Source organism: Isoptericola sp. NPDC055881, assembly GCF_053615895.1.
Genome location: NZ_JBSHCR010000010.1, coordinates 43,848 through 67,675 on the forward strand (window position 1 = coordinate 43,848; position 23,828 = coordinate 67,675).

Below are 23,828 nucleotides of genomic sequence, written 5' to 3' on the forward strand. Positions count from 1 at the left end.
CTTGCGCTCTTCAGGCCCTGCGCTCGGCGACCGCGGTTCGGCTGGTCCGCAGGTGCTGGCCGGCCAGCCGCGCCGCGGCCTCCTCGTCGGCGTCGCGGACGGCGTCCAGGAGGGCGCGGTGCTCGTCGGCCATCGCCGTGAGGTCGGTGTGCTGGCCCAGCAGCCAGCGCACGCGGCTGGCCGTGACGACGTGCAGCTCGGCGAGGACCGGGTTGCCCGCGGCGTCGACCACCCGCTCGTGGAAGTCGGCGGCCGCGCGTCGCGCGGCGGGGGCGTCGCCGGCACGTGCCGCCCTGTCCTCCCGCTGCCAGGCCTCGGTGAGCATGGCGAGCTGCGCCTCGGTGCGCCGCCGGGCCGCGAGCCGGAACTGCAACGGCTCGGTGGCCTCGCGCACCTCCTGCAGCTGCGCGACGTCGGCGTCCGTGAACTCCCGCACCACGGCCCAGGTCCGCGGTCGCGGGGTGACGAGGCCTTCCGCCACGAGGGTGCGGAGCGCGTCCCGCACCGGGATCCGGCTCACGCCCAGCTCGGCGGCGAGGTCGCGCTCGACCAGCCTGCTGCCGGGCTCGCGCACGCCGTCCACGATCTGCTCGCGGACCGCGCGGGCCACCCGCACCGACTCGGGCTCGAAGACCGCCGAGGGTTCGCTGGACATGCGCACATCCTGCCAGCCGATCCTCGGCAAAATGGCATACCATTCATGCGACATCCTGCCCCTCCCGGGACCGACGCGCAGCGGCGCCGGGACGGCGCCGTCGACGAGGAGGAACCTGATGCCCAGCACCCCCACCACCGTCACCGTGCTCCGTGACGTGCGCCCCTGGGGCGGCCAGCGGGCCGACCTGCACGTGGCGGACGGCCTGATCACCGCGGTGGTCCCGCACGACCCGGCGGCAGCGCCGGCGGACGGCACGGTGGAGGGTGGCGGCCTGCTCGCCCTCCCGGGCCTGGTCAACGCGCACGCGCACGTCGACAAGTCCTGGTGGGGCAAGCCGTGGGTGAGCTACGGCGGCGAGGGTGGCACGCAGGGTCGCATCGCGCACGAGCGCGCGCACCGCGACGAGCTCGGCATCCCCGGGGTCGACGTCACGCTGGCCGTGCTGCGCGAGTCCGTCCGCACCGGCACGACGGCGGTGCGCACGCACGTCGACGTCGACCTCGGCGTCGGGCTGCGCGGGCTCGAGGTGGTGCGCGAGGCCGTCGCGACGCTGGGCGGCGCGGTGCACGCGGAGATCGTCGCGTTCCCGCAGGACGGTGTGCTGCGCCGCCCCGGCGTCCTGGAGCTGCTCGACCAGGCGGCGGCCGCGGGCGCGCAGCACGTCGGGGGCCTGGACCCGGCCTCGATCGACCGCGACCCGGTGGGCCAGCTCGACGGGTTGTTCGCGATCGCGGAGCGCCACGGCGTCGGCATCGACGTGCACCTGCACGACGGTGGCGAGCTCGGCGCGTTCCAGATCGAGCTGATGATCGACCGCACCGTGCGCGCCGGGCTGCAGGGCAGGGTGAACGTGGCGCACGGCTTCGCCGTCGGCCAGCTCCCCGTGGCGCGGCAGGCCGACCTCGTCGCCGCGATGGGCGAGGCAGGCATCACCATGACCACCGTGGCGCCGATCGGCGCCGCCCCGCTGCCGCTGCACGCGCTGCGCGCCGCCGGGGTGGACGTCGGGCTCGGCACCGACGGCATCCGCGACCTGTGGTCCCCCTACGGCACGGGCGACCTCCTGGCGCTGACCACCCAGCTCGCGCGGCTGTCAGGCTTCCGCCACGACGAGGACCTCGTCACGGCGGCCCGCATCGCCTCCTCGGACGCGGCGCGGTTCGTGGGGCGCGACGTCCACGACCTGGTGCCCGGGGCCCCGGCGGACGTCGTCCTCGTCGACGCCGAGAACGTGCCGGACGCCGTGGTGCGCGCACCGCGCCGCGCCATCGTCGTCGCCGGTGGCCGGGTGGTCGCGCGCGACGGCGACGTATTGGTCTGACGCGTCGCTGCCGGACCGGACCGGGCTCCTCCGCGCGACGCCTCCGCCCGCGGGCAGGCGATCCTTCGACGCGCGCCGTGGTTCGCCGTGCTCCACGATGGGCCCGTAGATGGACGACCGCTCGGCCGTCGGCCGCCTGCCGGCGGCGGACGCCGAGCGATCTCGACCGCCCGTGCTCGAGCGCCGCGAGAGGTGACATATCCATGGCTGCAGACCTGTCAGACCGGACGGACTTCGAGAACGCCGAGCGAGGGCTCGTGGCCCGGCTCGAGCCCGGCCAGGTCACGAACGCCGAGGGACGGGTCGTCTTCGACGCCGACGTCTACGCCGAGGCGACCGCGGGCGAGTGCCCCGAGACGGTCCACCCGAGCCTCTGGCGCCAGAGCCAGCTCACCGCGATCCAGGGTTTGTTCGAAGTCAGGGAGGGGATCTACCAGCTTCGGGGGATCGAGCTGTCGAACATGACGCTCATCGAGGGGGAGACCGGGGTCGTCGTGATCGACCCGGCGGTGTCGGCCGAGGTCGCGACCGCCGGGCTCGCCCTGTACCGCGAGCACCGCGGAGACCGGCCCGTGACGGCGGTGATCTTCACGCACTCCCACATCGACCACTTCGGCGGTGTCCTGGGCGTCGTCGACGCCGACACGACCGTCCCGATCGTCGCGCCCGCCGGCTTCCTGGAGCACGCGGTCTCGGAGAACGTCTACGCAGGCGGGGCGATGCTGCGACGCGGGGTCTACCACACGGGCGTCGCCCTCCCGGTGAGCGCGACCGGCACGCTCGGCGTGGGGCTGGGCTCGGGGACCTCGACCGGCACGGTGGGCCTGCTCGCCCCCACCCTGGACATCACGCACACCGGCCAGGTGGAGACGCTCGACGGCGTGCGGATCGTCTTCCAGGTCACGCCGGGCACCGAGGCCCCGGCGGAGATGAACTTCCACTTCCCCGACCTCCGCGCGCTGTGCCTGGCCGAGAACGCGACGCACAACCTCCACAACCTGCTGACGCTGCGCGGGGCGGAGGTCCGCGACGCGCGGGCCTGGTCCCGGTACATCGCCGAGGCGATCGAGCTGTTCGCCGACGAGACCGACGTCGCGTTCGCGTCGCACCACTGGCCTACCTGGGGCCGCGACGAGATCGTGCAGTTCCTGCGGGAGCAGCGCGACCTGTACGCGTTCCTGCACGACCAGACGCTGCGCCGGATGAACCAGGGCGAGATCGGCACCGAGATCGCGGAGGACTTCCCGATGCCGCCCGCGCTCGAAGCGGCGTGGCACACCCACGGCTACTACGGGTCCGTGAGCCACAACGTCAAGGCGATCTACCAGCGCTACCTCGGCTGGTACGACGGCAACCCGGCGCACCTCTGGCTCTACCCGCCCGAGGACGCCGCGGCTCGCTACGTGGACGTCATCGGCGGGGTGGACGCGACGGTCGAGCACGCGCGCCGGTACCTCGAGAAGGGCGACCTGCGGTTCGCCGCCGAGCTCGCGAGCCACGCCGTGTTCGCCGACCCCTCCCACCAGGGTGCCCGGGTCCTCTTGGGTGACGCGCTGACCCGGCTCGGCCACGGGTCCGAGTGCGCCACGTGGCGCAACAACTTCCTCACCGGGGCGCAGGAGCTCCGCGAGGTGACGTCGCCGGCCGGGGTCGACGCGACCGGACTCTCCCGGGCGCTCACCGTAACGCAGCTGTTCGACAGCGTCGCGATCCGGGTGGACGCCGCGCGGGGCTGGGACATGCAGGTCTCGATCCGGTGGCACGTCGTCGACTTCGGGGAGACCTACCGGATGGAGCTGTCGAACGGCGTTCTGATCCATCACCCGACCGAGCGCGAGGAGCCGGCCGACCTCGTCGTGACCCTGACGCGCGCGCAGCTGCTGGCGCTGCTGGCGGATGCCGGGCACGACGGCGTCACCTTCGACGGCGACCCGCGCGCGCTCACCACGATCCTGTCCCTCCTGGACTCTCCGGACGCCGGGTTCGCCATCGTCACCCCGTGATCGGGAGTGTGGCTCGACGCCCACCTCCCACCGGCACCGGCCGGGCCGGGCCGCGGGAAGTCTCGCGGCCTGCCTCGTGTTGTGGGCACCATGCGAGCCATCACCTATTCCCGCTTCGGCGGCGCCGACGTCCTCGAGCTCACCGAGCAGCCCGACCCGCACCCCGGTGCCGACGTCGTCGTCGTGCGCGTCCGCGCCGCGTCCGTCAACCCCGTCGACTGGATGGTCCGCCAGGGCTACCTGGAAGGAACCCTGGACACCCAGTTCCCGGTCGTCCCCGGCTGGGACGTGGCGGGCGTCGTCGAGCAGGTCGGCCTCGACACCCCTGAGTTCCAGGTGGGCGACGAGGTCTACGGCTACGTCCGCAAGGACTGGGTGCACGGCGGCACCTTCGCCGAGCTCGTCGCCGCGCCCGTGCGCACCCTGGCCCGCAAGCCCGCCTCGCTGAGCTTCGAGGAGGCCGCGGCCGTCCCGCTCGCAGGCCTGACCGCGTACCAGACGGTGCTGCGCTCGGGGGTCCGCGAGGGCCAGACGGTGCTGGTGCACGCCGCCGCCGGCGGCGTGGGCTCCTTCGCCGTCCAGATCGCGCGCAGCCTCGGCGCGCGCGTGATCGGCACCGCCAGCGACGCCAACCACGACTACCTGCGTGGCCTCGGCGCCGAGCCCGTCGCGTACGGCGACGGGCTGGCCGACCGCGTCCGCGCGCTCGCGCCGGACGGCGTCGACGTCGCGCTCGACTACGCGGGCGGCGACGCCGTGGCGACGAGCGCCCAGGTGCTCGCAGACGACGGCACGATCACGTCGATCGTGGACGCCACGGCCCGCACCGAGCACGGCGGCCTCTACGTGTGGGTGCGACCCTCGAGCGCGGACCTCGAGGCGCTCGGCGCGCTGATCGACGCCGGCAAGGTCGCCGTCGAGGTGGGGCAGGTCTTCGACCTGGCCGACGCCGCCGACGCCCACCGCGCCAGCGAGTCGCGCCACGGCCGCGGGAAGATCGTCGTGCGCGTCTGAGTGCGGGGCGGGGGCCCGGGCGGCACGCTGTGCACATGACGCCCTTCTCCCCCACCGTGTACGCCGACCGCCGCCGCCGGGCCGCCGAGCAGGCTGCCGCCGCCGGCCTCGCCGGGCTGCTCGTCACCCCCGGCCCGGACCTGCGCTACTTCCTCGGCTACACGCCCTCCGCGGACACCGAGCGGCTCACGCTGCTCACGATCCCTGCGGAGGGCGACGCCGTCGCCGTCGTCCCCCGGCTCGAGGCGCACGACCTCGAGGTGGGCGCGGTCGGCGGCATCGAGGCGGTGGCGTGGTCGGACAACGAGGACGAGCACGCGGTGGCGGGCCGGCTCCTGCGGCCGGACGGCCGCTACGCGATCTCCGACGCCGCGTGGGCTCTGCACGTGCTCGGCATGCAGCGCACGCTGCCGCAGTCGTCGTACGCGGCCGTCACGACGGTGCTGCCGATGCTGCGGGCCGCGAAGTCGCCCGAGGAGGTCGCCCGGCTCGCCGCAGCGGGCGCCGGCGCGGACGCCGTCTTCGACGAGATCGTCCGCCGCCGGTTCGCGGGCCGCGCCGAGCGGGACGTGTCCGACGACCTCGACGCGCTGCTGCGCTCCCACGGGCACGAGCAGGTGGACTTCACCCTGGTGTGCGCGGGCGAGAACGGCGCCGACCCGCACCACGAGGCGGGCGACCGCGTCATCCGCGAGGGCGACATGGTGGTCATGGACTTCGGCGGCCTCGCCGACGGCTACGGCTCGGACACCACCCGCACGGTGCACGTCGGGGCCCTGACGGCGCGCGAGCAGGAGGTGCATGACGTCGTGCGTGCCGCGCAGCAGGCGGGCGTGGACGCCGTCCGGCCGGGTGCCACCTGCCAGGACGTGGACCGCGCGTCCCGTGGCGTCATCACGGACGCCGGGTACGGCGAGTTCTTCGTGCACCGCACCGGCCACGGGATCGGCCTGACGACCCACGAGCCGCCCTACATGGTGGAGGGCGAGGAGACCCCGATCCAGGCGGGGATGTGCTTCTCCGTGGAGCCAGGGATCTACCTGCCCGGCGAGTTCGGCGTGCGGATCGAGGACATCGTCGTCGCGTTCCCGACCGGCGTCACCGGCCTGGCCGACGCGCCCGGCTCCGGCGCACGGCTCAACACCTCGCCGCACGAGGTCGTCGTCGTCGAGTAGCCGTCAGCTGGGCGACGCCTTGCCGTGCCGCCAGTAGCCGACGAAGTCGACCTGGCCCTTCGGCCACCGCCGGTCGTTCACCAGGTGACGACGCACGCCCGCGGCGAGCGCCTGCTCCCCCGCCACCAGCGCGTACCCGGGTCCCGCCGGGAGCTCGGCACCCCGGACGAACGCGAGGGCTGCACGTCCCGGCACCTCGCCGAGGGCGGGGTCGTCGGCGGCGGCCCGGTCCCGCTCCACCCACCGCACGTCGACGCCGGCGGGCGCCCGGAAGTCCTGGCGGTCCTCGGAGCCGGCCACCTCGACGACGACCACACCGCGCGCGTCGTCGGGCAGCGACTCGCAGATGCCGGCCACGGCGGGCAGCCCGCTCTCGTCGGCGACCAGGAGTCGCCACGCACACTCGGCGTCCGGCCGGTGGTACGTGCCCTGGTCGAGGATGCCGACCCGGTCGCCCGCCTGCGCGGCGAGGGCGAAGCCGGCGCCGGGACCGACCGGCTCGTCGCCGGCGCCCCCGATGCCCACAGCGCCGTCGTGACCGTCTGGGCGATCGTGACCGTCCGGGCCGTCGTGACCGTGCAGGACGAAGTCGACGTCGATCTCACGCAGCTCCGGCCGCGAGGCGCGGATCGTGTAGTTGCGGACCAGGGGGCGCCGTGCGCGCGGGGTCGCGAGGTACTGCGCGTACCAGCCGAGGTTGGACGTGCGCGTGGGCAGCCGCAGCGTGTCCTGGCCCGGGCGCGGCAGGAACAGGCGGAACCACTGGTCGTCGCCGACCAGCGTCAGACGGTCGATGTCCTCGATGCCGAAGGTCACCCGCTGCAGGTGCGGGCTGAGGCGTTTGGTCGTGACGACCTCGGCGACGAGGACGTGCGGGTCGACCGGCTTCGACAGGTTCCGGGTGCTCACGACGCTAGGTTAGGTGAGGCTCACCTATTTGCCTAGACCGTCCCGGGTCGAGCTCATCGCTCGTCACCGGTCGTCCGTGGGCCCCAGGTCCTCGAGCATGACCTCGACCAGCGCGTCCGCGGTCATCGTCCCCAGGTCGTCGGGCGCGTAGTCCAGCGCTCGCCAGGGTTCGACCCCGATCCGCGCCGCCACGTTCTCGACCTGGGCGTTCAGCGCGGCGTCGATCAGCCCGGGGAGCACGGGGGCGCCGCTCAGCGCGAGCTCCATCTCCACCAGGGAGGCGAGCTGCGCGAACCGCGGGGTCGCTCGTGTCAACACCATCGTCGTCACACTATGCCCCTCGCGACCTCCTCGGCGCGAGGGGCACCGCTCGTCCGCGCGAGCGGGGACGGCAGCACGGACGGTGCCCGAGACTGGGCACATGCCGCGCCACCCTCCGCCCACCACCGTCGCGCTCGCCCTGCTCGCCGCAGCGGCGGCCGTGCTCGGCGGGTGCTCGCCGTCAGCCCCGGTGCCGACCGGCGCGACCGCGAGCCCGACGCCGACGCCCCCGGCGCCCGTCGTCGTGCGCGCCGGAGAGGTCACGCTGGAGGTCACCGAGCCAGGCTCGTCGGGCGAGCCGAACGTGACGGTGGACGGCGACGACGAGGCGGGCACCCGGGTGCTGACCTTCGACGCAGCGACGCTCGACGAGGCGACCGGGGGCCAGGCCGGACCGGTGGAGATCGCCCTGACCTCCCCGGGCACGTTCGAGGATCTTCCCGACGGCAGCGTCACCGTGCGCGACGACGACGGCGCCGTCGGGGGCCTCTCCGCGCCGCGCGGCGCGCGGCTCACCGCCGTCGACGACACCCACCTCGAGGTGCGCGCGACGGGCGCGTCCGCGGCGTCGCCCGACGAGGCCGAGGTGACGACCACCCTCGGGACCCGCGGGGTCGACTCGGCCACCTGGGGCGACCGGGAAGGCGGCCGCTCGCTCGCCGTCGACCCGACGGCCTGGGCGCGCGACGCCGGCCAGGCAGGCGTGGCCCTCGTGTGGGCGGAACTGGTGGCGACCGAACCGGAGGTCGACTCCGCGACCATGCACGACCAGCTCGAGTGTCACGCGATCGGGGCGCCCGACAAGGCCACCTGGAACCTGGAGCCGTGGCGGCCGGACGTCGGCCTCGTCGCGACGATGGCCGCGCGCTGCAACCCCGCCACTTGACACATTCCGATATAGGAATACTTTGGTGACGTGGCACGTGCAGCGACGACGACGGACGCGTTCAACGCGGTGGCCGAGCCCCGGCGCCGCGAGATCCTCGACGCCCTCGCGCTGCGCGAGCGCAGCGTCGGCGAGCTCGTCGAGCTGCTCCACGTCGCCCAGCCCGTGGTCTCCAAGCACCTGAAGGTGCTGCGGGAGGTCGGGCTGGTCGAGGTCCGCGACGACGGCCGTCGTCGCCTCTACCGCATCGACAGCCGGCCCCTGCGAGAGATCCACGCCTGGGCCGGCAGGTACGAGCGGCTCTGGGAGGAACGGTTCGCGCTGGTCGACGAGGTGCTCGCCGAGCTGGCACGCGAAGGCGCGGACGACCCGGGCCCCCGGGACTGAACCCGGCGGGACCGGACATCGACGAGGAGACACCATGGCCACCACCACCCCCGCACAGCAGCGGGGCAGCGCCGTCCTGACGCTGCCGAACGACACCGACATCCACGTCGTCCGCCGGTTCGCCGCGCCCGCGGCCGCCGTCTGGCGCGTCTTCACCGAGCCGGACCTGGTCGCACGCTGGTGGGCCGGGCGGCGTGGCACCGTCACGAGCATCGAGATCGACCTGCGGCCGGGCGGCACGTACCGCTACGTCATGGAGGCGGACGGCGGCTTCGAGGTCGCCTTCCACGGCGAGTTCACGGAGGTGGCGGCGCCCCAGCGGCTGGTGCACACCGAGGTCTTCGAGGGCGTCCCCGACGGCGAGGCGGCGGCCACGCTCAACACCTACACCTTCACCGAGGGGGACGGCGGCACCACGCTGACGCTCGTCACCCGCGCCCCGAACCGCGAGGTGCGCGACGCGATCGTCGGGTCTGGCATGGAGGGCGGTCTCCAGGAGGGCTTCGACCTCGTCGACGAGCTCGCCGCAGGGATCGCCGCGGGCGCCTGAACCGCGCGCGACGACGGCCGCGCCCGGTCCAGGGGGCGCGGCCGTCGTCACGGCAGGGGCGAGGGGCGGTCAGACCGCCGTGTAGCCACCGTCCACGAGCCAGTAGGCGCCCGTGACGAACGACGCGTCGCCCGAGAGCAGGAAGCGCACCACGGTCGCGACCTCCTCGGGGCTGCCGAGCCGGCCCAGGACGTGCTTGCCCTCCAGCGCCTCGCGCACCTCGGGCGAGAGGCTGGACTCCACCAGCGGCGTCCGGATGTAGCCCGGACCGACGGCGTTGATCCGCAGACCCTGGGGCCCGTACTCGGCGGCGGCGTTCTTCGTGATGCCGACGACGCCGTGCTTCGCGGCCGTGTAGGCGCTGTTGCCGAGCGCGGCGACCGTGCCGTGGATCGAGGCCATGTTGACGATCGCGCTCTCGGCGGCGCCCTGCTCCAGCATCGCCGGGATCTGTGCCCGCATGCCGTAGAGGACACCGTTGAGGTTGATGTCGATGACGCGGTCCCAGTCGTCGAGGTCGGTCTCGCCGGCCGGCGCCTGCTTGCCGCCGATGCCCGCGTTGTTGACCGCGTAGTTCAGCCCGCCGAAGGTGGACCTGGCGAACTCGACGGCCTTCTCCGAGTCGGCCTTCACCGCGGTGTTCTGCTCGAACGCCGCGGCCTCGCCGCCGGCCGCCTTGATCTCGTCGACGACGCGCTGGGCGGCGTCCAGCCGGATGTCCGTCACCACGACCTTCGCGCCGAGGCCTGCCAGCTCCTTGCTGATCGCCTCGCCCAGGCCTGAGCCGCCGCCCGTCACGAGCGCGACGCGTCCCTCGAAGCTGTCACCTGTCGCCATGTCCGTACTCCTTCGCACCACGCCCCGGCGGGCGGGGTGCGGGGTGCGCGACGACGGCCCGGACGGGACGAATGACCGCCCCGTCGGCCCTGGTGGGGCGGGGGCGCTGACTCCTCGACCGTAACCCCGCCTGCCGGACCTCAGACGCTGCTCGCGGCCGAAAGTGACGCATCACACCCCGGCGTCAGAACCTTCGCGGGCCGACGTCGCCGCGTCGCGGAGGGCGGACAGCACCCCGGCCTCCTCGTCGGCCGTGAGCCCCGTAACCGCCGCGTCGGGCGCCGCCCGCCACCAGTCGAGAGTGTCGCGCGCGCTCTCCTCGACCGGGCGGCACGAGAGCCCGGCCGCGGCCGCCGGGCCCGCGTCGTGGGCCGGCATCCCGTCGTACTCGGGCCGCGGCAGCCACAGCGGCAGCGAGCGCTCCCCCGACCACGGACGCACGTCGACCGCCTCGAGACGTTCCCGGTCCGCCCAGACCCAGCCCGGCTCCGCCCCTGTCCCGCGGGCCACCGCCGCGAGCAGGTCACCGACCGGCGTCGCGGGCCCGACGGCGTCGAAGTCCCCCGCCGTGCGGCGCTCCGCCAGGTCGACCACCCACGCCGCGAGGTCGCGCACGTCGATCACCTGCACGGGGTCCGCCGGGTCTCCGGGCGCCAGCACCTCGACGGCGCCGTCGAGCACGCGTGACATCCGGGCGGGCCAGTAGGTGAAGCGCCCGCTGGGGTCGCCGGGGCCCACGATCAGGCCCGGGCGCACGACAGCAGCTCCCGCGGCCCCCGCACGCACGATCTCCTCGCACGCGACCTTCATGGCCCCGTACGCCTCGGCGCTCGCGGCCGGGTCCACGTCCTCGGGCTCGGGGTCGCGCAGCCGGCCCGCGCCCGGACCGCCCGGGTCCGCGTCGTCGGCGTACACGTTGACGGTCGAGACGAACACCCAGTGCGCGCCGGGCAGCGCGGCCACCGCGCGGCGCACGTGCGACGGCGTGCGCGACACGTCCACGACCGCGTCGAAGCGCTCCGCCGCGAGCGCCGCCGGGAACGGGTCGGCACGGTCCAGGGCCACGTGCCGCACGCCGTCCGGCACCGGCCCCGACCGGCCGCGGTTCGCTGCGACCACCTCGTGGCCGCGGGCCGCGGCGTCCGCCGCGACCGCCTTCGACAGGAACACGGACCCACCCAGCACCAGGAGCTTCATGACCCCACTCTGACCTGGCCGGGTGCCGGGCGGGGTGCCGGGTGACGCGATTTCCGCGCACCGCAGAACGCGCCGCCGGTCACCAGCGCTGTGCGACGTCCTCGGCCCAGCCGTCCAGGCCGTCGAGGTGGACCCGGGAGCCGTCGTCAACGGCGACCCAGCCCGACCAGGTGCCGAAGCACTGGTGGGTGGAGGAGGCGACCAGCCCGAGCTGGGTCCGGCTCACGCGGTCGTGGGCGGGGACGAAGACGAGGTCCAGCCGCTCGCCGCGCACCCGCCACGGCTCCGTGTACGCACGGGGGTCGAACGCCCAGTCGAGCTCTTCGTGGATCTTGTGGAGGCGCCCGTCCACGAAGATGCCGTTCTCCGTCGTCGGCCCGGTGCGGGTCCAGGTGCCGCCGAGCTGGAGCGCCACCTCGCGCGACGCGCCCCGGGCGTCGACCCCGCGCCCGAACCCGACGCCCCACTGCCACGCGGCGCGATACGGCCACCGCCCGCGCCCGTGGTCCAGCACGGCCCACGCCCCCGACTCCACCGGGTGCTCGACACCGTCGACGCGGAGCATGCCGTCGGCCGGGCGGCCGACGTCCTTCACGGTGTACTGGAAGCGCCGGTCGGACCAGGGGACCACCACCCCCAGCAGCTCCCTGCCCGCCGGTCGGGCGACCGTCACGTCCAGCTCGACCCGGTCCGTCCGCGCCCGCAGGCGCGTGCCGTCGGCCCGCTCGTCCACGGCGATCGCTACCGCGCGCGTCCGTGACCGGACCGGTCCGGCACCGAGGCGCCCGGGCAGCGACGCCGACCGGTTCAGCGGCGCGATCGCCACGGCGTCGACCTCCTCGCCGGCGCTCCGGTCCAGCACCCACACCTGGTGCAGTGCGGCGTAGTCCAGCGCGGACGTCGTGAGCGCGACGACGTGGTCGGGCGTGACCACGGCCCGGTACTCCCAGCGCTTGTTCCGCCCGAGCCCCCGCAGGCCGCGCCCCACGGCCGACGTGTCGTGCAGCGGCCGGCGTGACCACCCGACCGCGTCGGGGTTCAGGCGCCCGTCGGGACGACACAGGGCCACGGCGGCGGTGATCTCGTGCTCGGTCGGGTGGTCGGTCACACCGCGAGGCTAGCGGCGCCTGCTAGCGTCCCGCCGTGCCCCCTGCTCCCGCCTCCGCCGTCACGTTCCGTCTCGCCACCCGTGACGACCTGCCCCGCGTCGTCGCCCTCATCGCCGACGACGCCGTCGCGGCGGCCCGCACGGGCTCCTTCGGCCCGGCGCACGTCGCCGGCTTCGAGGCGATCGAGGCGAGCCCGAACGACGAGCTGGTCGTCGCGGAGCTCGACGGCGAGGTCGTGGGCGTCATGCAGCTGACGTTCGTGCCCGGCATCTCGCGCAACGGCGCCACCCGCCTCCTCGTGGAGGCGGTGCGCGTGGACGCCGCCCTGCGCGGCCAGGGCCTGGGCCGTGCGCTCATGACGTACGCGCACCAGCGCGGCCGCGAGCGAGGCTGCGTGCTGGCCCAGCTCACGTCCGACAAGCAGCGCGAGGACGCGCACCGGTTCTACCGCTCCCTCGGCTACGCGCAGTCCCACGAGGGGTTCAAGCTGCCGTTGTGACCTCGGGCCGCACGTCGCGGATGCCCACCGCGCTCACCAGGCCGCCGAGCACCAGCAGGCCCGCCGTGACGAGCAGCGCGCGGTGGAACGACGCGACGTCGAGCACGCCTCCGAGGATGACGCCGGCGAACGCGACCGTCAGCAGGCCGGCCACTCGCGAGACGGCGTTGTTCACCGCAGACGCGATCCCGGCGTCCGCGGGCGGCGCAGCGCCCAGGATCGCCGCGGTCAGCGGCGCCACGGTGATGGACAGGCCGAGGCCGAACACGAGGAGGCCCGGGAGCACCTGCGTGACGTAGGCGGCGGTCTCGTCGATCGACAGCAGCAGCACGTAGCCCGCGCCCGCGACGACCGGGCCGACGGTCATGAACCAGCGAGCGCCGTGCCGGGCGGCGAGCGTGCCGAACCGTGTCGAGAGCGCCAGCATCGCGATCGTCGTCGGCAGCTGGGCGACGCCCGCGGCGGTGGCCGAGTAGCCGGCCACCTGCTGCAGGAACAGCCCCAGCACGAAACCGCCCAGCGACAGGGCCCCGTACACGGCGAAGGTCGCGACGTTGCCCCAGGCGAAGTTGCGCGCGGCGAACAGGCGCGGCGGCATCATCGGGTCGCGCGCCCGCCGCTCGTAGACGACGAACGCCACGAGCAGCACCGCGCCGAGCACCGCGGCCGCCCAGGTGCGCTCGATCAGGCCGAACACGCCCGCCGCGAGCCCGGTGGCGGCGAGCACCGCGCCGGGCACGTCCAGCCGTCGGCCGGTGGTCTGGCGGACCTCGGGGACAGGACGCAGCAGCACGAGCGTCACCACGACGACCGGCAGGTTGATCCAGAACACCCAGCGCCACGACAGCAGGTCGACGAGGCCTCCGCCGACGAACGGGCCGACGATCATCGCCGTCCCGGTCCACGCCGTCCAGCGACCGATGGCGCGGCCCTGCGCCTCGCCGTCGAAGGTCGAGATGATCAGCGCCAGCGAGCTCGGGACGAGCAGCGCCCCCGCCACGCCCTGCAGCAGGCGGGCGCCGACGAGGACGGGACCCGTCGGCGCCAGCGCGCACAGCACGGACGCGGCGGCGAACCCCACGAGGCCCGCGACGAGCACCCGGCGGCGGCCGTACAGGTCCGACAGGGAGCCGGCGAGCAGGATCAGCGCACCGAGGGTGACGAGGTAGCCGTCCACCACCCACTGCTGCAGCCCGAGCCGGGCCTCGCCGCTGCCGCCGAGCTCGTCGCCGATGGCCGGGAGCGCCACGTTGACCACCGTGCCGTCGAGGAACGACACGAACGACGCCAGGATCGCGACCACCAGGACACGGGTGCGTGCCCTGGCCTGGGCCGCGTCGGGCACGGACGGTGTGCTCACCGGATCACGGTACGGCGTCGCGCGCCGGAACGACGGATTGTCGGTGACGCGCCGGGGACGGGGCGCTAGCGTCACGACCGTGACCCTGGAGATCCGCCGCACCGCCTTCGCCGACGTCCCAGCCAGCCGCCGCCTCGGCGCGGAGGCGTTCGGCGTCTCGCCCCAGCCTGCCCCCGACCCCGACCCGGACAACTGGCCGTCGCCGAACATCAGGCCCTGGGTCGCGACGGACGACGGCGAGGTCGTCGCCGGGCTCGGCGTGCGGTCGTTCACGTCGTGGTTCCACGGCGCACCGCTGGCGACGGCGGGCTTCGCGGGCGTCACCGTCGCCGCCGAGCGCCGCGGCTCCGGCCTCCTGCGACCGCTCGTCGAGGCCGCGCTCGCCGAGGCCCGCGGCCTGGGCGACGTCGTGTCGACGCTGTACCCGTCGTCCGCGGGGATCTACCGGGGGCTGGGCTACGAGGTGGTGGGTGCGTTCGAAGAGGTGCGCGTGCCGATGTCGGCGCTCGCGGCCGTACGTCCGCCCGCCCCCGACGTCCGCGCGCGGCGCGCCACCGCCGCCGACGTGCCCGCCGTCCGACGGGTGTACGAGACCTGGGCCTCCGCCCAGAACGGTCCCCTGTCGCGCCGCGAGGAGCCGTTCGCGATGGAGGCCGACGACATGGTCGGGCCGGACGCCGACTACACCGGCGTCACGCTGGCGGTGCGCGGCACGGGCGACACCGAGGAGCTGCTCGGGTTCGCGAGCTGGTCGCGCGGCCAGGGGTACGACCGCACCAACACCGTCGAGGTCGACGACCTCGTGGCCCTCACGCCGGACGCCGCCGCGCGCTGTGGCGCGTGCTCGGTTCCTTCAGCCCCGTCGCGGGGTGGGTGCAGGTCTGCACCTCCGGCGGGTGGTCCGGGCTCGACGTGTCGCGCCTCGTGCTGCCCGACCACGCCGCCACGGCCGCACCCCGGCCCTACATGCTCCGGCTGCTCGACGTCCCCGGCGCGCTCGCTGCTGCCCGCGTGGCCCCCGTGACCGCTCGGGTGCCGTTCGCCGTGGCCGACCCCGGCGCGCCCGACCTCGAGGGCGCCTGGACCCTGGAGGCCGCCGGCGGCGCTGTCCACGTCGTCCCCGACGACGCCGCGACCCCCGGCGACCGGCCCACGTTCACGTCGGGCGGCCTGGCCCAGTCCTGGGCGGGCGCGCAGTCGACCGCCAACGTGCGCCTCGCGGGAGGGCTGAGCGGTCCGACGACGCACGACGCCGTCTGGGACGCGCTGTGGGGCGGGCGCCAGGTGCACGTCCGCGACTACTTCTGAGCGCAGCGCACTACCTCGGCACGGTCCGTGCTACCTCGGCGGGGTCCGTGCTACCTCGGCACGGTCCGTGCTACCTCGGCACGGTCTGTGCTACCTCGGCACGGTCCGTGCTACCTCGGCGGGGCTGTCGAGGGCCGGGAGTGGTCACCAAACCTAGAGGTAGGTATGGTGAGCGCATGAGCACGTCGACCGACGCGCGGGCCCGGCTCGTGACCGCCGCGCAGGAGATGTTCGCCGCCCAGGGCGTCGGAGCCACCAGCCCGCGCCAGGTGCTGGCCGCCAGCGGGGTGGGGCAGGGCAGCCTCTACCACCACTTCCCCACCAAGCACGACCTCGCCGCCGCGGCCGTCGGCGCCACGGTCGACGACGCGCTGGCGGCAGCGCGCCGCGACCTGGAAGACGGCGACGCGGACGCGGTCGCCCGCGTCGTCTCCTACCTCGAACGGCCACGCGACGCGCTCGCCGGATGCAAGATCGGGCGGCTCACCAGCGACCAGGCCGTGATGGACGACGACGGCCTGCGCGACGTCGTCACCGCCTACTTCGTGCGGCTGCTCGACGTCGTCGCCACCGTCCTGCGCGAGTCGGGCCTGCCCGAGGCCGAGGCCCGCGACCGCGCGCACGCCGCCGTCGCGATCGTGCAGGGCGGCTACGTGCTCGCCCGCGCCACCGGCGACCCCGACGCGATGCGGGCCGCGGTCCGCGGCTTCGTCTCCCTGCTGAGCCCTGCCCCCACCGCACCCACCGGACTCACCGGACCCACCGCCATTGAAGGAGCCCGATGACCTCCGCTGCCACGACCTTCCGCGAGCGCCTGCGCGCGCTGCCGACGTTCCCGCCCGGCCTGCCGCCGTTCGGGGTCGACCTCGACGACCTCGCCACCGCCCCGGCCACGCCGCAGGACCTGTTCGCGCAGTGGTTCGACGACGCCCTCGCCGCGAACCTCGGCGCGCCGCACGCCGCGACCCTCTCGACGGCGGACGCCGACGGCCAGGTGCACGCGCGCACCCTGGTGATCAAGGACGTCACGGCCGAGGGCTGGTGGTTCTCCGGCCAGTCGTCCAGCCCGAAGGGGCGCGACCTGGCCGCGAACCCGCACGCCGCGCTCACCGTGTTCTGGCGCGACCTCGGACGCCAGGTCCGCGTCACCGGCACGGTCCGGTCCGCCGGGCCGGACGCCGGTGCGGCCGACTTCCGCGCCCGTCCCGAGGGCTCGCGCGCGGCGGGCCTCGTGGGGCACCAGAGCGAGCCCCTCGCCTCGCCCGCGGACTACCGGGCGGCCTTCGCGGACCGCCTCTCGGAGGTGCGCGCCGACCCCGCGGCCTTCGCGCCCGCCTGGACCGCCTGGGTGCTGACGCCCGCCTCCGTCGAGTTCTGGCAGGCGAGCGACGACAAGGGCCAGGCACGCCTGCGCTACCGCGCGGCAGCCGCGTCCGACGCCCCCGCCAGCCCCGACACCGTCCCCACCATCGACACCCCGTCCTGGACCAAGGAGCTGCTGTGGCCGTGACCCCCGAGACCTCGCCCGCCGTCATCGATGCACGCCTCGTCGCGCACGCCCTCGTCGACGCGGACGCCGCGCTCGGCGCGCTGGTCGACGCCGTGCGCGGCCTGCCGCAGGACGCCGGCGCCGAGCCCTCACCCCTGGAGGGCTGGACCCGCGGGCACGTGCTCTCCCACGTGGCGAACGTCGGGGCCGCGCTCGCGCGGCAGGCCGAGCACGCCGCCCGGGGCGAGACGATCGCCCCGTACGACGGCGGCCGGGCCGGCCGGGACGCCGACATCGAGGCGGGCGCGGGCCGCACCACCGCCGAGCACGTCGAGGCGCTGGAGGCGTCGCGGGCACGGCTCGCCGCGGCATGGCCGGAGCCGGACGACGCGCTGTGGGCGGCGCCGGTCGCCTACCGCGACGGCGTGCTCGCGGACGCGCTGCTCGCGTGGTGGCGGGAGGCTCGCATCCACGCCGTGGACGCGACGGCTGGCCTGGGAGGGCCGACCCTCGGGTACGACAGCTGGGACGACGCGTTCTGCGCCCACCTGCGCGACTTCCTCGCCGTGCGGCTGCCGGGCGGCGAGGGCGCGTCGGTCGCCCACGGCGCCGGCCTCGAGCTCGTGGGCGACCGCCGCGACGTCGCGGCGTGGCTCGCCGGCCGAGAACCGTCCGGGCCCGTCTCGGCCACCCAGGACGGGGTCCCGGTGCCGCTGCCCGAGCTCGGGGCGTGGCCGTCGTCGACGGCCCCGACGCCCTGACCTGCGGCGCTGGACGACGGTCGATGTGACGTGCGTCACTGCAGGTCAGAGCCCCGTGTGAGGTTGCTCTCATTCTTTGTGACAGTTTTCACGCGCGGCGTATGGTGTCCGGATGACCTCGAGTGCTACGACTGCTGGGGCCCCCACAGGGGCCGACGTCGACGTCGTCCTCATCGGCGGCGGGATCATGAGCGCCACCCTCGGCACGCTGCTCCAGCAGCTCGAGCCGTCGTGGTCGATCCGCATCTACGAGCGGCTCGACGACGTGGCGCAGGAGTCGTCCAACCCGTGGAACAACGCGGGCACCGGGCACGCCGCGCTCTGCGAGCTCAACTACACGCCGGAGCGCAAGGACGGCTCGATCGACATCACCAAGGCGGTGGCGATCAACGAGCAGTTCGAGATCTCGCGCGAGCTGTGGCAGCACCTGCTGGCCACCGGGCGCATCAAGGACGACTCGTTCCTCAGCCACACCCCGCACATGACGTTCGTGCGCGGTGAGAAGAACGTCGACTACCTGCGCCGCCGCTACGAGACGCTGCGCGTGCACCCGCTGTTCCGCGACCTCGAGTACAGCACCGACCGCGCCACGATCGGCCGCTGGGCCCCGCTGCTGACCACGGAGCGCGACGCCGCCGAGCCGATCGCCGCCACCCGCGCGACCTCGGGCACCGACGTCGACTTCGGCAACCTCACCCGCCAGCTCGTCGACGGCCTCGTCGCGAACGGCGCGGAGCTCAAGCTGCAGCACGAGGTGAAGAGCCTCAAGCGCACGAAGGACGGCCGCTGGCGCCTGCGCGTCAAGGACCGCTCCTGGAACGCGCGCACCCGCACCAGCACGGTCACCGCGAAGTTCGTCTTCGTCGGCGCGGGCGGCGGCGCGCTCCCCCTGCTCCAGTCGGCCGGCATCCCCGAGATCAAGGGCTTCGGAGGCTTCCCGATCTCCGGCGAGTTCCTGCGCACCGCCGACCCGGAGCTCGTCGCGCAGCACCAGGCCAAGGTCTACGGCAAGGCGGACGTCGGCGCCCCGCCGATGTCCGTGCCGCACCTGGACACCCGGGTGGTCGACGGCAAGACGTACCTCATGTTCGGCCCCTACGCCGGGTTCAGCCCCAAGTACCTCAAGAAGGGCAAGTACCTGGGCCTGGTCACCTCCCTGCGTGCCAACAACGTCACGTCGATGCTCGGCGCCGGCCTGAAGAACCTCGACCTCACCCAGTACCTCGTGGGCCAGCTGATGGCGGCGCCGGAGACCAAGTTCCAGGCGCTGCAGCAGTTCATGCCGACCGCGCACCCGAAGGACTGGGAGAAGATCACCGCCGGGCAGCGCGTGCAGGTCATCAAGCGCGACGCCGACGGCAAGGGCGTGCTGCAGTTCGGCACCGAGATCGTCACCGGCGCCGAGGGGTCCATCGCGGGCCTGCTCGGGGCCTCGCCGGGCGCTTCCACCGCGGCCTCCGCGATGGTGGACCTGCTGGAGCAGTGCTTCCCGTTCCGGTTCACGAAGTGGCGTCCCGAGCTCGCCTCGGTCATGCCGAGCCTCGACGGGGTGCCCGCCGACGCCAGCACGATCGACGCCACCCCCGTCCCCGAGTCGCCGGCGTACCTGCACGCCGACGGCGTCCTGGACGCGGCGGTCTACGACTCGCAGGCCGACTCCCGGTTCTGAGCCCCCGCACCGCGTCGGTGCACGGCCCCTTCCTCGGCGGCGTCAGAGAGCCTGGACGATCTTGTCCACCTGCTCCCTGGCGTCGCCGAAGAGCATCCGGGTGTTCTCGCGGAAGAACAGCGGGTTCTGGACGCCCGCATACCCCGTGGCGAGCGATCGCTTGAAGACCACGACGTCGCGCGCCTTCCACGCCTCGATCACCGGCATCCCTGCGATGGGCGACGACGGGTCGTCCTGCGCGGCCGGGTTCACGGTGTCGTTGGCGCCGATGACGAGCACGACGTCGGTGGCGGGCAGGTCGGGGTTGACCTCCTCCATGCCCAGCACCACGTCGTAGGGCACGCGCGCCTCCGCCAGCAGCACGTTCATGTGGCCGGGCAGGCGTCCCGCCACCGGGTGCACGCCGAACCGCACCGTCACGCCCCGCGCGCGGAGCCGCTCCGCCAGGTCGGCGACCGGGTGCTGCGCCTTCGCGACGGCCATCCCGTAGCCGGGCACGACGACGACGGACCGCGCCGCGGTGAGCAGGGCCGCCACCTCGTCGGGCGACGTCTCACGCACCTCCCCGCCCGCGGCGACGTCTCCCCCGCCGCCCCCGCCGCCGGAGCCCGTGGCGCCCGCGCCGAAGCCGCCCAGGACGACGGACCAGAACGACCGGTTCATGGCCCGGCACATCAGGTAGCTGAGGATCGCGCCCGACGCGCCCACGAGCGCGCCGGTGACGATGAGCAGGTCGTTGCCGAGCGTGAAGCCCGCCGCCGCAGCGGCCCAGCCGGAGTACGAGTTGAGCATCGACACGACGACGGGCATGTCGCCGCCGCCGATCGCCGCCACCAGGTGCCAGCCGAGACCGAACGCGACGAGCGTCATGACGAGCAGCGGCAGCACTCCCCCGCCCGCCAGGAACCAGGCGAGCAGCGCAGCGCACGCGACCAGCGCCAGCAGGTTGAGCAGGTGCCGCGCCGGCAGCGTCAGCGGTGCCGACGGCAGCCGGCCCGACAGCTTGCCGAACGCGACGACGGAGCCCGTGAAGGTCACCGCGCCGATGAGCACGCCGAGGAACACCTCCACGCGGTGCACGGTGTCCCCACCGGCCGCCGGCGCGGCCAGGTACGAGCCGTAGCCCACCAGCACCGCAGCGAGGCCGACGAAGGAGTGCAGCAGCGCGATGAGCTCGGGCATCTGCGTCATCTCCACGCGCCGCGCCCGCCACGACCCCACGGCGGCGCCCACCACGAGCACCAGGAGGATCAGGCCGGCCGTCACGGGCCACGGCCGCTGCGACCGGTCTAGGGCCAGCGCGACCGTCGCGACGATCGCGAGGCCCATGCCCAGCATGCCGAGCACCGTGCCGCGCCGGGCCGACTCCTGGGCGGACAGCCCCGCCAGGGACAGCACGAACAGCAGGCCCGCGACCAGGTAGGCGGCCTGCGCCACCGACGCCACGCTCACGACGCACCCCCGCCCGTGCGCGCCGGGACGTCCTCGCGCCGGAACATGCCGAGCATCCGGCGCGTCACGAGGAACCCGCCGAACACGTTGACGCTCGCCAGCGCGGCGGCCACGACGGCGAGGACCGTGACCAGCAGGGACGAGTCACCGATCTGCAGCAGCGCGCCGACCATGATGATGCCGCTGATCGCGTTGGTCTGGGCCATGAGCGGCGTGTGCAGCGCGTGCGTGACGTTCGAGATCACGTAGAAGCCCACGACGACCGCGAGCGCGAACACCGTGAGGTGCCCCACCGCGTCGGGCGGGGACGCGGCGACGAGCAGCCCGACGGCCACCGCCGCCAGCGCGCCCAGCACGGTGCGGCGCATCGTGCGGCGGCGGCGTGCCGCCTCGGCGTCGGCGGGCGCGGGAGGCGGCGGCACCTCCGCGGCGGACGGCGGCGCGGCCGACACCGGCACGGGCGGCGGTGGCCAGAGCACCTGTCCGGCGGAGGCGACGGTCATGCCTCGCACGACCGGGTCCTCCGGGTCGAGCACCACCCGCCCGTCCTTGCCGGGCGTGAGGAGGTTGAGCAGGTTGGCCACCACGGTGCCCAGCAGCCGCGAGCTGTGCTGCGGCAGGCGGGCAGGCAGGTCCGTGTACCCGAGGACGACGACGCCGTGGTCGGTGACGACGCGCCGGCCCGGCTCCGTCGCCTCGCAGTTGCCGCCGCCGGCCGCGGCGAGGTCCACCACCACGGACCCGGGCCGCATCGCGTCGACCATCGCGCGGGTGATCGTCGTGGGGGCGGTGCCGCGCACGAGGGCGGTGGTGACGACCACGTCGGCCAGGGCCGACTGTTCCGCGTACGCGCGCAGCGCGGCAGCCTCCTGGTCGGCGCTCTGCGCGCTCGCGTACCCGTCGGCGCTCACCTGCTGCACGGCGTCGGCCGCGCGCACCACGTGCGCGCCGAGCGACTCGATCTGCTCGGCCGCCTCGGGCCGCACGTCGAAGGCGTGCACCTCGGCGCCGAGGCTCACCGCGGTGCCGATCGCGGCCAGCCCGGCCACGCCGGCGCCGATGACGAAGACGCGCGCCGGCGGGGTGCTGCCCGCGGCCGTCACCTGCCCGGTGAACATCCCGCCGAACTCCTCCGCGGCCTCGACCACGGCGCGGTACCCGGCCACGTTCGACAGCGCCGACAGCACGTCGAGGGGCTGGGCGCGCGAGATCCGCGGGACGGCGTCGAGGGCGAGCGCGGTCACGCCGCGCGCGGCGAGCTCCGCCAGCAGCTCAGGGCTGGTCGCGGGGGCGAGCTGGGACACCAGGACGGCCGCGGGGCGCAGCAGGTCGAGCTCCCCCGGGCCGGGCGGGTGCAGCGAGACCACGACGTCCGCCGCCCACACGTCCGACCGGTCGGCGACGCGCGCCCCGGCCGCGACGTAGTCGTGCGGGGGAAGACGGGCCCCGTCGCCGACGCCGGGCTCGACGAGGACGTCATGACCCAGGTCGACGAGGCGACGCACCGCCTCGGGTGTGACGGCGACCAGGCGCGGGTCCGCGCCGGCCGTGCGGGGGACGCCGATACGCATGGCCGCCCCCTCAGCGCGCGTCGCGCAGCGAGCCCCAGGCCGTCCAGCGGTCGACCTCGACCACGGCGGTGATGCGGGCGCGGTCCCGGACCGCGTACGGCTGTCCGCCGTAGTGGCGCGAGATGCGGTCGGTGTCGGCGAGGTCGTCGTCGTCCCGCCACGCCGTGACCTGGCCCAGCAGCGTGACGTGCGTGTACCAGCTGTCGTCCAGGACGGTGAGGCTGACGTGCGGGTTCGCGCGCATGTGCTGCACCCGCTTGCGGGTGGCGTCGAGGTTCACGAGCACGTGCCAGCCGCCCGCGCCGTCCTCCTCGAGCAGGTACCAGGTCGCCGCGGTGACCGGGCTGCCGTCGGGGCGGACGACGCCGATCACGGCGGGCTGGGGGCGGCGCAACAGGTCGAGCACGGGGGCCGGGAACGGCGGACGGGGCATCGCTGACTCCTCCGGGAAGCGGGCGGGCGTGCGGTCGCTCGGCGCCGACGCTACGCCCTGGACGTGCGCGGACGCACGCCGTCGTCCCGTGTCGCCCGCGCGCTAGCGTGACCGGCAAGCGCTTCCCCGATCCACGGAGGTCCCCATGCCCCGCACCGTCCACCTCGCCGGCGACTCGACCGCGGGGCCGAAGACCCGCGCCGCGGCGCCCGAGACCGGGTGGGGCATGGCCCTTCCCTACTACCTGGCGGACGGCGTCGCCGTCGCGAACCACGCACGCAACGGGCGCAGCTCGCGCAGCTTCGTCACCCAGGGGCGTCTCGACACCCTGGTCCGCGACCTGCGACCCCAGGACTTGCTGCTCGTGCAGTTCGGGCACAACGACGCGAAGGCCGACGACCCCGAGCGGTACACGGAGCCCTGGACCAGCTACACCCAGCACCTGCGCCGCTACCTCGACGCCGCCCGCACGGCGGACGCGCAGCCCGTGCTCGCGACGCCCGTCGAGCGACGCCGCTTCGACGACGCCGGCGACGCCGTCCCCGCCCACGGCGACTACCCGGCGGCGATGCGTGCCCTCGCCCGGCAGGAGGGGGTGCCCCTCGTGGACGTGCAGCGCGCGTCCCTGGACCTGTGGCAGGGGCTCGGGCCGGACGGCACGCTGGACTACTTCTTCCACGCCGACGACGGGCGCCGGGACGACACGCACTTCAACCCGCCCGGCGCCGGCGCCGTGGCCCGGGTCGTCGCCGCCGCGCTCCTCGACGCGGGGGTGCTCGCCGAGGACGAGGTGCGCCGCCTCGACGAGCAGGTGCCCGACGCGTGGTTCCGGTGGCTCGACCAGGACCCCGCCTGACCGACGTGGGAGTTCCGCACGACCGGGGCAAGCCGGTACGCTGAAACACGCTGGAACCGGTTC

General features: G+C 74.7%; 24 protein-coding genes and 1 pseudogene. 15 read left to right on the forward strand and 10 right to left on the reverse strand.

What is annotated here, in order from left to right; genetic code table 11:
* Positions 1 to 10: 10 nt before the first annotated feature.
* A complete protein-coding gene (locus ACWGKI_RS05125; RefSeq protein WP_452185196.1) occupies positions 11 to 655 on the reverse strand; it encodes a GntR family transcriptional regulator in 645 nt (214 codons plus the stop codon).
* 118 nt (positions 656 to 773) lie between these two features.
* Between ACWGKI_RS05125 and ACWGKI_RS05130 the strand changes: the two genes are divergently transcribed.
* From ACWGKI_RS05130 to ACWGKI_RS05145, 4 genes are all read left to right on the forward strand, one after another.
* The gene (locus ACWGKI_RS05130) at positions 774 to 1,979 is read left to right on the forward strand and encodes an amidohydrolase (protein WP_452185198.1); all 1,206 of its coding nucleotides are present in this window, start codon (positions 774 to 776) and stop codon (positions 1,977 to 1,979) included.
* 203 nt (positions 1,980 to 2,182) lie between these two features.
* Positions 2,183 to 3,982, forward strand: coding sequence for an alkyl/aryl-sulfatase (locus tag ACWGKI_RS05135; protein WP_380241864.1), 1,800 nt, complete (start codon positions 2,183 to 2,185; stop codon positions 3,980 to 3,982).
* Positions 3,983 to 4,072: 90 nt separating this feature from the next.
* Positions 4,073 to 4,996, forward strand: a complete 924-nt coding sequence (locus ACWGKI_RS05140) for an NADP-dependent oxidoreductase (RefSeq protein ID WP_452185200.1) — start codon at positions 4,073 to 4,075, stop codon at positions 4,994 to 4,996.
* A 35-nt stretch (positions 4,997 to 5,031) separates the two neighbouring features.
* On the forward strand, positions 5,032 to 6,171 hold the full coding sequence (locus ACWGKI_RS05145; RefSeq protein ID WP_452185202.1) for a M24 family metallopeptidase: 1,140 nt from the start codon (positions 5,032 to 5,034) through the stop codon (positions 6,169 to 6,171).
* Between the two features lie 3 nt (positions 6,172 to 6,174).
* Here the strand turns inward: ACWGKI_RS05145 and ACWGKI_RS05150 are convergent, their stop codons facing one another.
* Both ACWGKI_RS05150 and ACWGKI_RS05155 read right to left on the reverse strand, forming a co-directional pair.
* Positions 6,175 to 7,080, reverse strand: a complete 906-nt coding sequence (locus tag ACWGKI_RS05150; RefSeq protein WP_452185204.1) for a siderophore-interacting protein — start codon at positions 7,078 to 7,080, stop codon at positions 6,175 to 6,177.
* A gap of 63 nt (positions 7,081 to 7,143) precedes the next feature.
* The gene (locus ACWGKI_RS05155) at positions 7,144 to 7,401 is read right to left on the reverse strand and encodes a hypothetical protein (protein ID WP_452185206.1); all 258 of its coding nucleotides are present in this window, start codon (positions 7,399 to 7,401) and stop codon (positions 7,144 to 7,146) included.
* A 100-nt stretch (positions 7,402 to 7,501) separates the two neighbouring features.
* On the opposite strand from ACWGKI_RS05155, the gene ACWGKI_RS05160 reads away from it, so the two are divergent.
* The 3 genes from ACWGKI_RS05160 to ACWGKI_RS05170 are packed head-to-tail and all read left to right on the forward strand — an operon-like array spanning position 7,502 to position 9,224.
* Positions 7,502 to 8,287 carry a DUF2599 domain-containing protein gene (locus ACWGKI_RS05160; protein WP_452185208.1) on the forward strand — a complete coding sequence of 262 codons (786 nt, stop codon included), beginning with the start codon at positions 7,502 to 7,504 and terminating at the stop codon, positions 8,285 to 8,287.
* Between the two features lie 30 nt (positions 8,288 to 8,317).
* Positions 8,318 to 8,674 carry an ArsR/SmtB family transcription factor gene (locus ACWGKI_RS05165; RefSeq protein WP_380244386.1) on the forward strand — a complete coding sequence of 119 codons (357 nt, stop codon included), beginning with the start codon at positions 8,318 to 8,320 and terminating at the stop codon, positions 8,672 to 8,674.
* A gap of 34 nt (positions 8,675 to 8,708) precedes the next feature.
* Positions 8,709 to 9,224: an SRPBCC family protein gene (locus tag ACWGKI_RS05170; protein ID WP_380244387.1), complete on the forward strand. Its 516-nt coding sequence runs from the start codon at positions 8,709 to 8,711 to the stop codon at positions 9,222 to 9,224.
* 69 nt (positions 9,225 to 9,293) lie between these two features.
* Here ACWGKI_RS05170 and ACWGKI_RS05175 read toward each other — a convergent pair whose 3' ends face one another.
* The 3 genes from ACWGKI_RS05175 to ACWGKI_RS05185 all read right to left on the reverse strand — a co-directional run bounded on the left by ACWGKI_RS05175 (position 9,294) and on the right by ACWGKI_RS05185 (position 12,366).
* Positions 9,294 to 10,061: an SDR family NAD(P)-dependent oxidoreductase gene (locus tag ACWGKI_RS05175; RefSeq protein WP_452185211.1), complete on the reverse strand. Its 768-nt coding sequence runs from the start codon at positions 10,059 to 10,061 to the stop codon at positions 9,294 to 9,296.
* A gap of 171 nt (positions 10,062 to 10,232) precedes the next feature.
* Entirely contained in the window at positions 10,233 to 11,258 is a 1,026-nt protein-coding gene (locus ACWGKI_RS05180) for an NAD-dependent epimerase/dehydratase family protein (RefSeq protein WP_452185213.1), read from the reverse strand.
* A 79-nt stretch (positions 11,259 to 11,337) separates the two neighbouring features.
* Positions 11,338 to 12,366, reverse strand: coding sequence for a DUF2804 domain-containing protein (locus ACWGKI_RS05185; protein WP_452185215.1), 1,029 nt, complete (start codon positions 12,364 to 12,366; stop codon positions 11,338 to 11,340).
* 35 nt (positions 12,367 to 12,401) lie between these two features.
* Here ACWGKI_RS05185 and ACWGKI_RS05190 point away from each other — a divergent pair, with 35 nt between their 5' ends.
* Positions 12,402 to 12,866, forward strand: a complete 465-nt coding sequence (locus tag ACWGKI_RS05190) for an N-acetyltransferase family protein (protein ID WP_452185217.1) — start codon at positions 12,402 to 12,404, stop codon at positions 12,864 to 12,866.
* Here ACWGKI_RS05190 and ACWGKI_RS05195 read toward each other — a convergent pair.
* Entirely contained in the window at positions 12,850 to 14,226 is a 1,377-nt protein-coding gene (locus ACWGKI_RS05195; protein ID WP_452185219.1) for an MFS transporter, read from the reverse strand. The two genes, ACWGKI_RS05190 and ACWGKI_RS05195, sit on opposite strands and share 17 nt — an antisense overlap.
* A 79-nt stretch (positions 14,227 to 14,305) precedes the next feature.
* On the opposite strand from ACWGKI_RS05195, the gene ACWGKI_RS05200 reads away from it, so the two are divergent.
* The 6 genes and pseudogenes from ACWGKI_RS05200 to mqo form a co-directional block, all read left to right on the forward strand.
* Positions 14,306 to 15,250 (forward strand): GNAT family N-acetyltransferase, encoded by a 945-nt coding sequence (locus tag ACWGKI_RS05200; RefSeq protein ID WP_452185221.1) that lies wholly within the window; start codon positions 14,306 to 14,308, stop codon positions 15,248 to 15,250.
* Positions 15,247 to 15,534 (forward strand): sterol carrier protein domain-containing protein, encoded by a 288-nt coding sequence (locus tag ACWGKI_RS05205; protein ID WP_452185223.1) that lies wholly within the window; start codon positions 15,247 to 15,249, stop codon positions 15,532 to 15,534. The genes ACWGKI_RS05200 and ACWGKI_RS05205 overlap by 4 nt, the downstream gene beginning before the upstream one ends.
* Positions 15,535 to 15,710: 176 nt before the next feature.
* Positions 15,711 to 16,319, forward strand: a complete 609-nt coding sequence (locus ACWGKI_RS05210) for a TetR/AcrR family transcriptional regulator (protein ID WP_452185225.1) — start codon at positions 15,711 to 15,713, stop codon at positions 16,317 to 16,319.
* The gene (locus ACWGKI_RS05215; protein ID WP_452185227.1) at positions 16,316 to 17,044 is read left to right on the forward strand and encodes a pyridoxine/pyridoxamine 5'-phosphate oxidase; all 729 of its coding nucleotides are present in this window, start codon (positions 16,316 to 16,318) and stop codon (positions 17,042 to 17,044) included. The genes ACWGKI_RS05210 and ACWGKI_RS05215 overlap by 4 nt, the downstream gene beginning before the upstream one ends.
* Positions 17,041 to 17,784 carry a maleylpyruvate isomerase family mycothiol-dependent enzyme gene (locus ACWGKI_RS05220; protein ID WP_452185229.1) on the forward strand — a complete coding sequence of 248 codons (744 nt, stop codon included), beginning with the start codon at positions 17,041 to 17,043 and terminating at the stop codon, positions 17,782 to 17,784. The genes ACWGKI_RS05215 and ACWGKI_RS05220 overlap by 4 nt, the downstream gene beginning before the upstream one ends.
* A gap of 106 nt (positions 17,785 to 17,890) precedes the next feature.
* Positions 17,891 to 19,453: pseudogene (gene mqo, locus ACWGKI_RS05225) on the forward strand (malate dehydrogenase (quinone)); the annotation flags it as partial.
* A gap of 42 nt (positions 19,454 to 19,495) precedes the next feature.
* Here the strand turns inward: mqo and pntB are convergent.
* Genes pntB through ACWGKI_RS05240 form a run of 3 tightly spaced genes read right to left on the reverse strand, consistent with a single transcriptional unit; the run spans position 19,496 to position 22,909 of the window.
* Positions 19,496 to 20,905, reverse strand: a complete 1,410-nt coding sequence (pntB, locus tag ACWGKI_RS05230; RefSeq protein WP_452185230.1) for a Re/Si-specific NAD(P)(+) transhydrogenase subunit beta — start codon at positions 20,903 to 20,905, stop codon at positions 19,496 to 19,498.
* On the reverse strand, positions 20,902 to 22,476 hold the full coding sequence (locus tag ACWGKI_RS05235) for a Re/Si-specific NAD(P)(+) transhydrogenase subunit alpha (RefSeq protein WP_452185231.1): 1,575 nt from the start codon (positions 22,474 to 22,476) through the stop codon (positions 20,902 to 20,904). The genes pntB and ACWGKI_RS05235 overlap by 4 nt, the downstream gene beginning before the upstream one ends.
* 10 nt (positions 22,477 to 22,486) lie before the next feature.
* Complete coding sequence (locus ACWGKI_RS05240) at positions 22,487 to 22,909, reverse strand: pyridoxamine 5'-phosphate oxidase family protein (protein WP_380242741.1); 423 nt, start codon at positions 22,907 to 22,909, stop codon at positions 22,487 to 22,489.
* A gap of 145 nt (positions 22,910 to 23,054) precedes the next feature.
* Between ACWGKI_RS05240 and ACWGKI_RS05245 the strand changes: the two genes are divergently transcribed.
* Positions 23,055 to 23,765 carry a rhamnogalacturonan acetylesterase gene (locus ACWGKI_RS05245; RefSeq protein ID WP_452185234.1) on the forward strand — a complete coding sequence of 237 codons (711 nt, stop codon included), beginning with the start codon at positions 23,055 to 23,057 and terminating at the stop codon, positions 23,763 to 23,765.
* The last annotated feature ends 63 nt before the right edge of the window (positions 23,766 to 23,828 follow it).

What these genes read in the sequence shown, in the direction of transcription:
- ACWGKI_RS05175 (WP_452185211.1), bottom strand. Translation starts at nt 10,061, where the DNA reads ATGGCGACAGGTGACAGCTTCGAGGGACGCGTCGCGCTCGTGACGGGC.
- ACWGKI_RS05240 (WP_380242741.1), bottom strand. Translation starts at nt 22,909, where the DNA reads ATGCCCCGTCCGCCGTTCCCGGCCCCCGTGCTCGACCTGTTGCGCCGC.
- ACWGKI_RS05180 (WP_452185213.1), bottom strand. Translation starts at nt 11,258, where the DNA reads ATGAAGCTCCTGGTGCTGGGTGGGTCCGTGTTCCTGTCGAAGGCGGTC.
- ACWGKI_RS05140 (WP_452185200.1), top strand. Translation starts at nt 4,073, where the DNA reads ATGCGAGCCATCACCTATTCCCGCTTCGGCGGCGCCGACGTCCTCGAG.
- ACWGKI_RS05235 (WP_452185231.1), bottom strand. Translation starts at nt 22,476, where the DNA reads ATGCGTATCGGCGTCCCCCGCACGGCCGGCGCGGACCCGCGCCTGGTC.
- ACWGKI_RS05215 (WP_452185227.1), top strand. Translation starts at nt 16,316, where the DNA reads ATGACCTCCGCTGCCACGACCTTCCGCGAGCGCCTGCGCGCGCTGCCG.
- ACWGKI_RS05125 (WP_452185196.1), bottom strand. Translation starts at nt 655, where the DNA reads ATGTCCAGCGAACCCTCGGCGGTCTTCGAGCCCGAGTCGGTGCGGGTG.
- ACWGKI_RS05210 (WP_452185225.1), top strand. Translation starts at nt 15,711, where the DNA reads ATGAGCACGTCGACCGACGCGCGGGCCCGGCTCGTGACCGCCGCGCAG.
- ACWGKI_RS05170 (WP_380244387.1), top strand. Translation starts at nt 8,709, where the DNA reads ATGGCCACCACCACCCCCGCACAGCAGCGGGGCAGCGCCGTCCTGACG.
- ACWGKI_RS05135 (WP_380241864.1), top strand. Translation starts at nt 2,183, where the DNA reads ATGGCTGCAGACCTGTCAGACCGGACGGACTTCGAGAACGCCGAGCGA.
- ACWGKI_RS05245 (WP_452185234.1), top strand. Translation starts at nt 23,055, where the DNA reads ATGCCCCGCACCGTCCACCTCGCCGGCGACTCGACCGCGGGGCCGAAG.
- ACWGKI_RS05130 (WP_452185198.1), top strand. Translation starts at nt 774, where the DNA reads ATGCCCAGCACCCCCACCACCGTCACCGTGCTCCGTGACGTGCGCCCC.
- ACWGKI_RS05155 (WP_452185206.1), bottom strand. Translation starts at nt 7,401, where the DNA reads ATGGTGTTGACACGAGCGACCCCGCGGTTCGCGCAGCTCGCCTCCCTG.
- ACWGKI_RS05145 (WP_452185202.1), top strand. Translation starts at nt 5,032, where the DNA reads ATGACGCCCTTCTCCCCCACCGTGTACGCCGACCGCCGCCGCCGGGCC.
- ACWGKI_RS05160 (WP_452185208.1), top strand. Translation starts at nt 7,502, where the DNA reads ATGCCGCGCCACCCTCCGCCCACCACCGTCGCGCTCGCCCTGCTCGCC.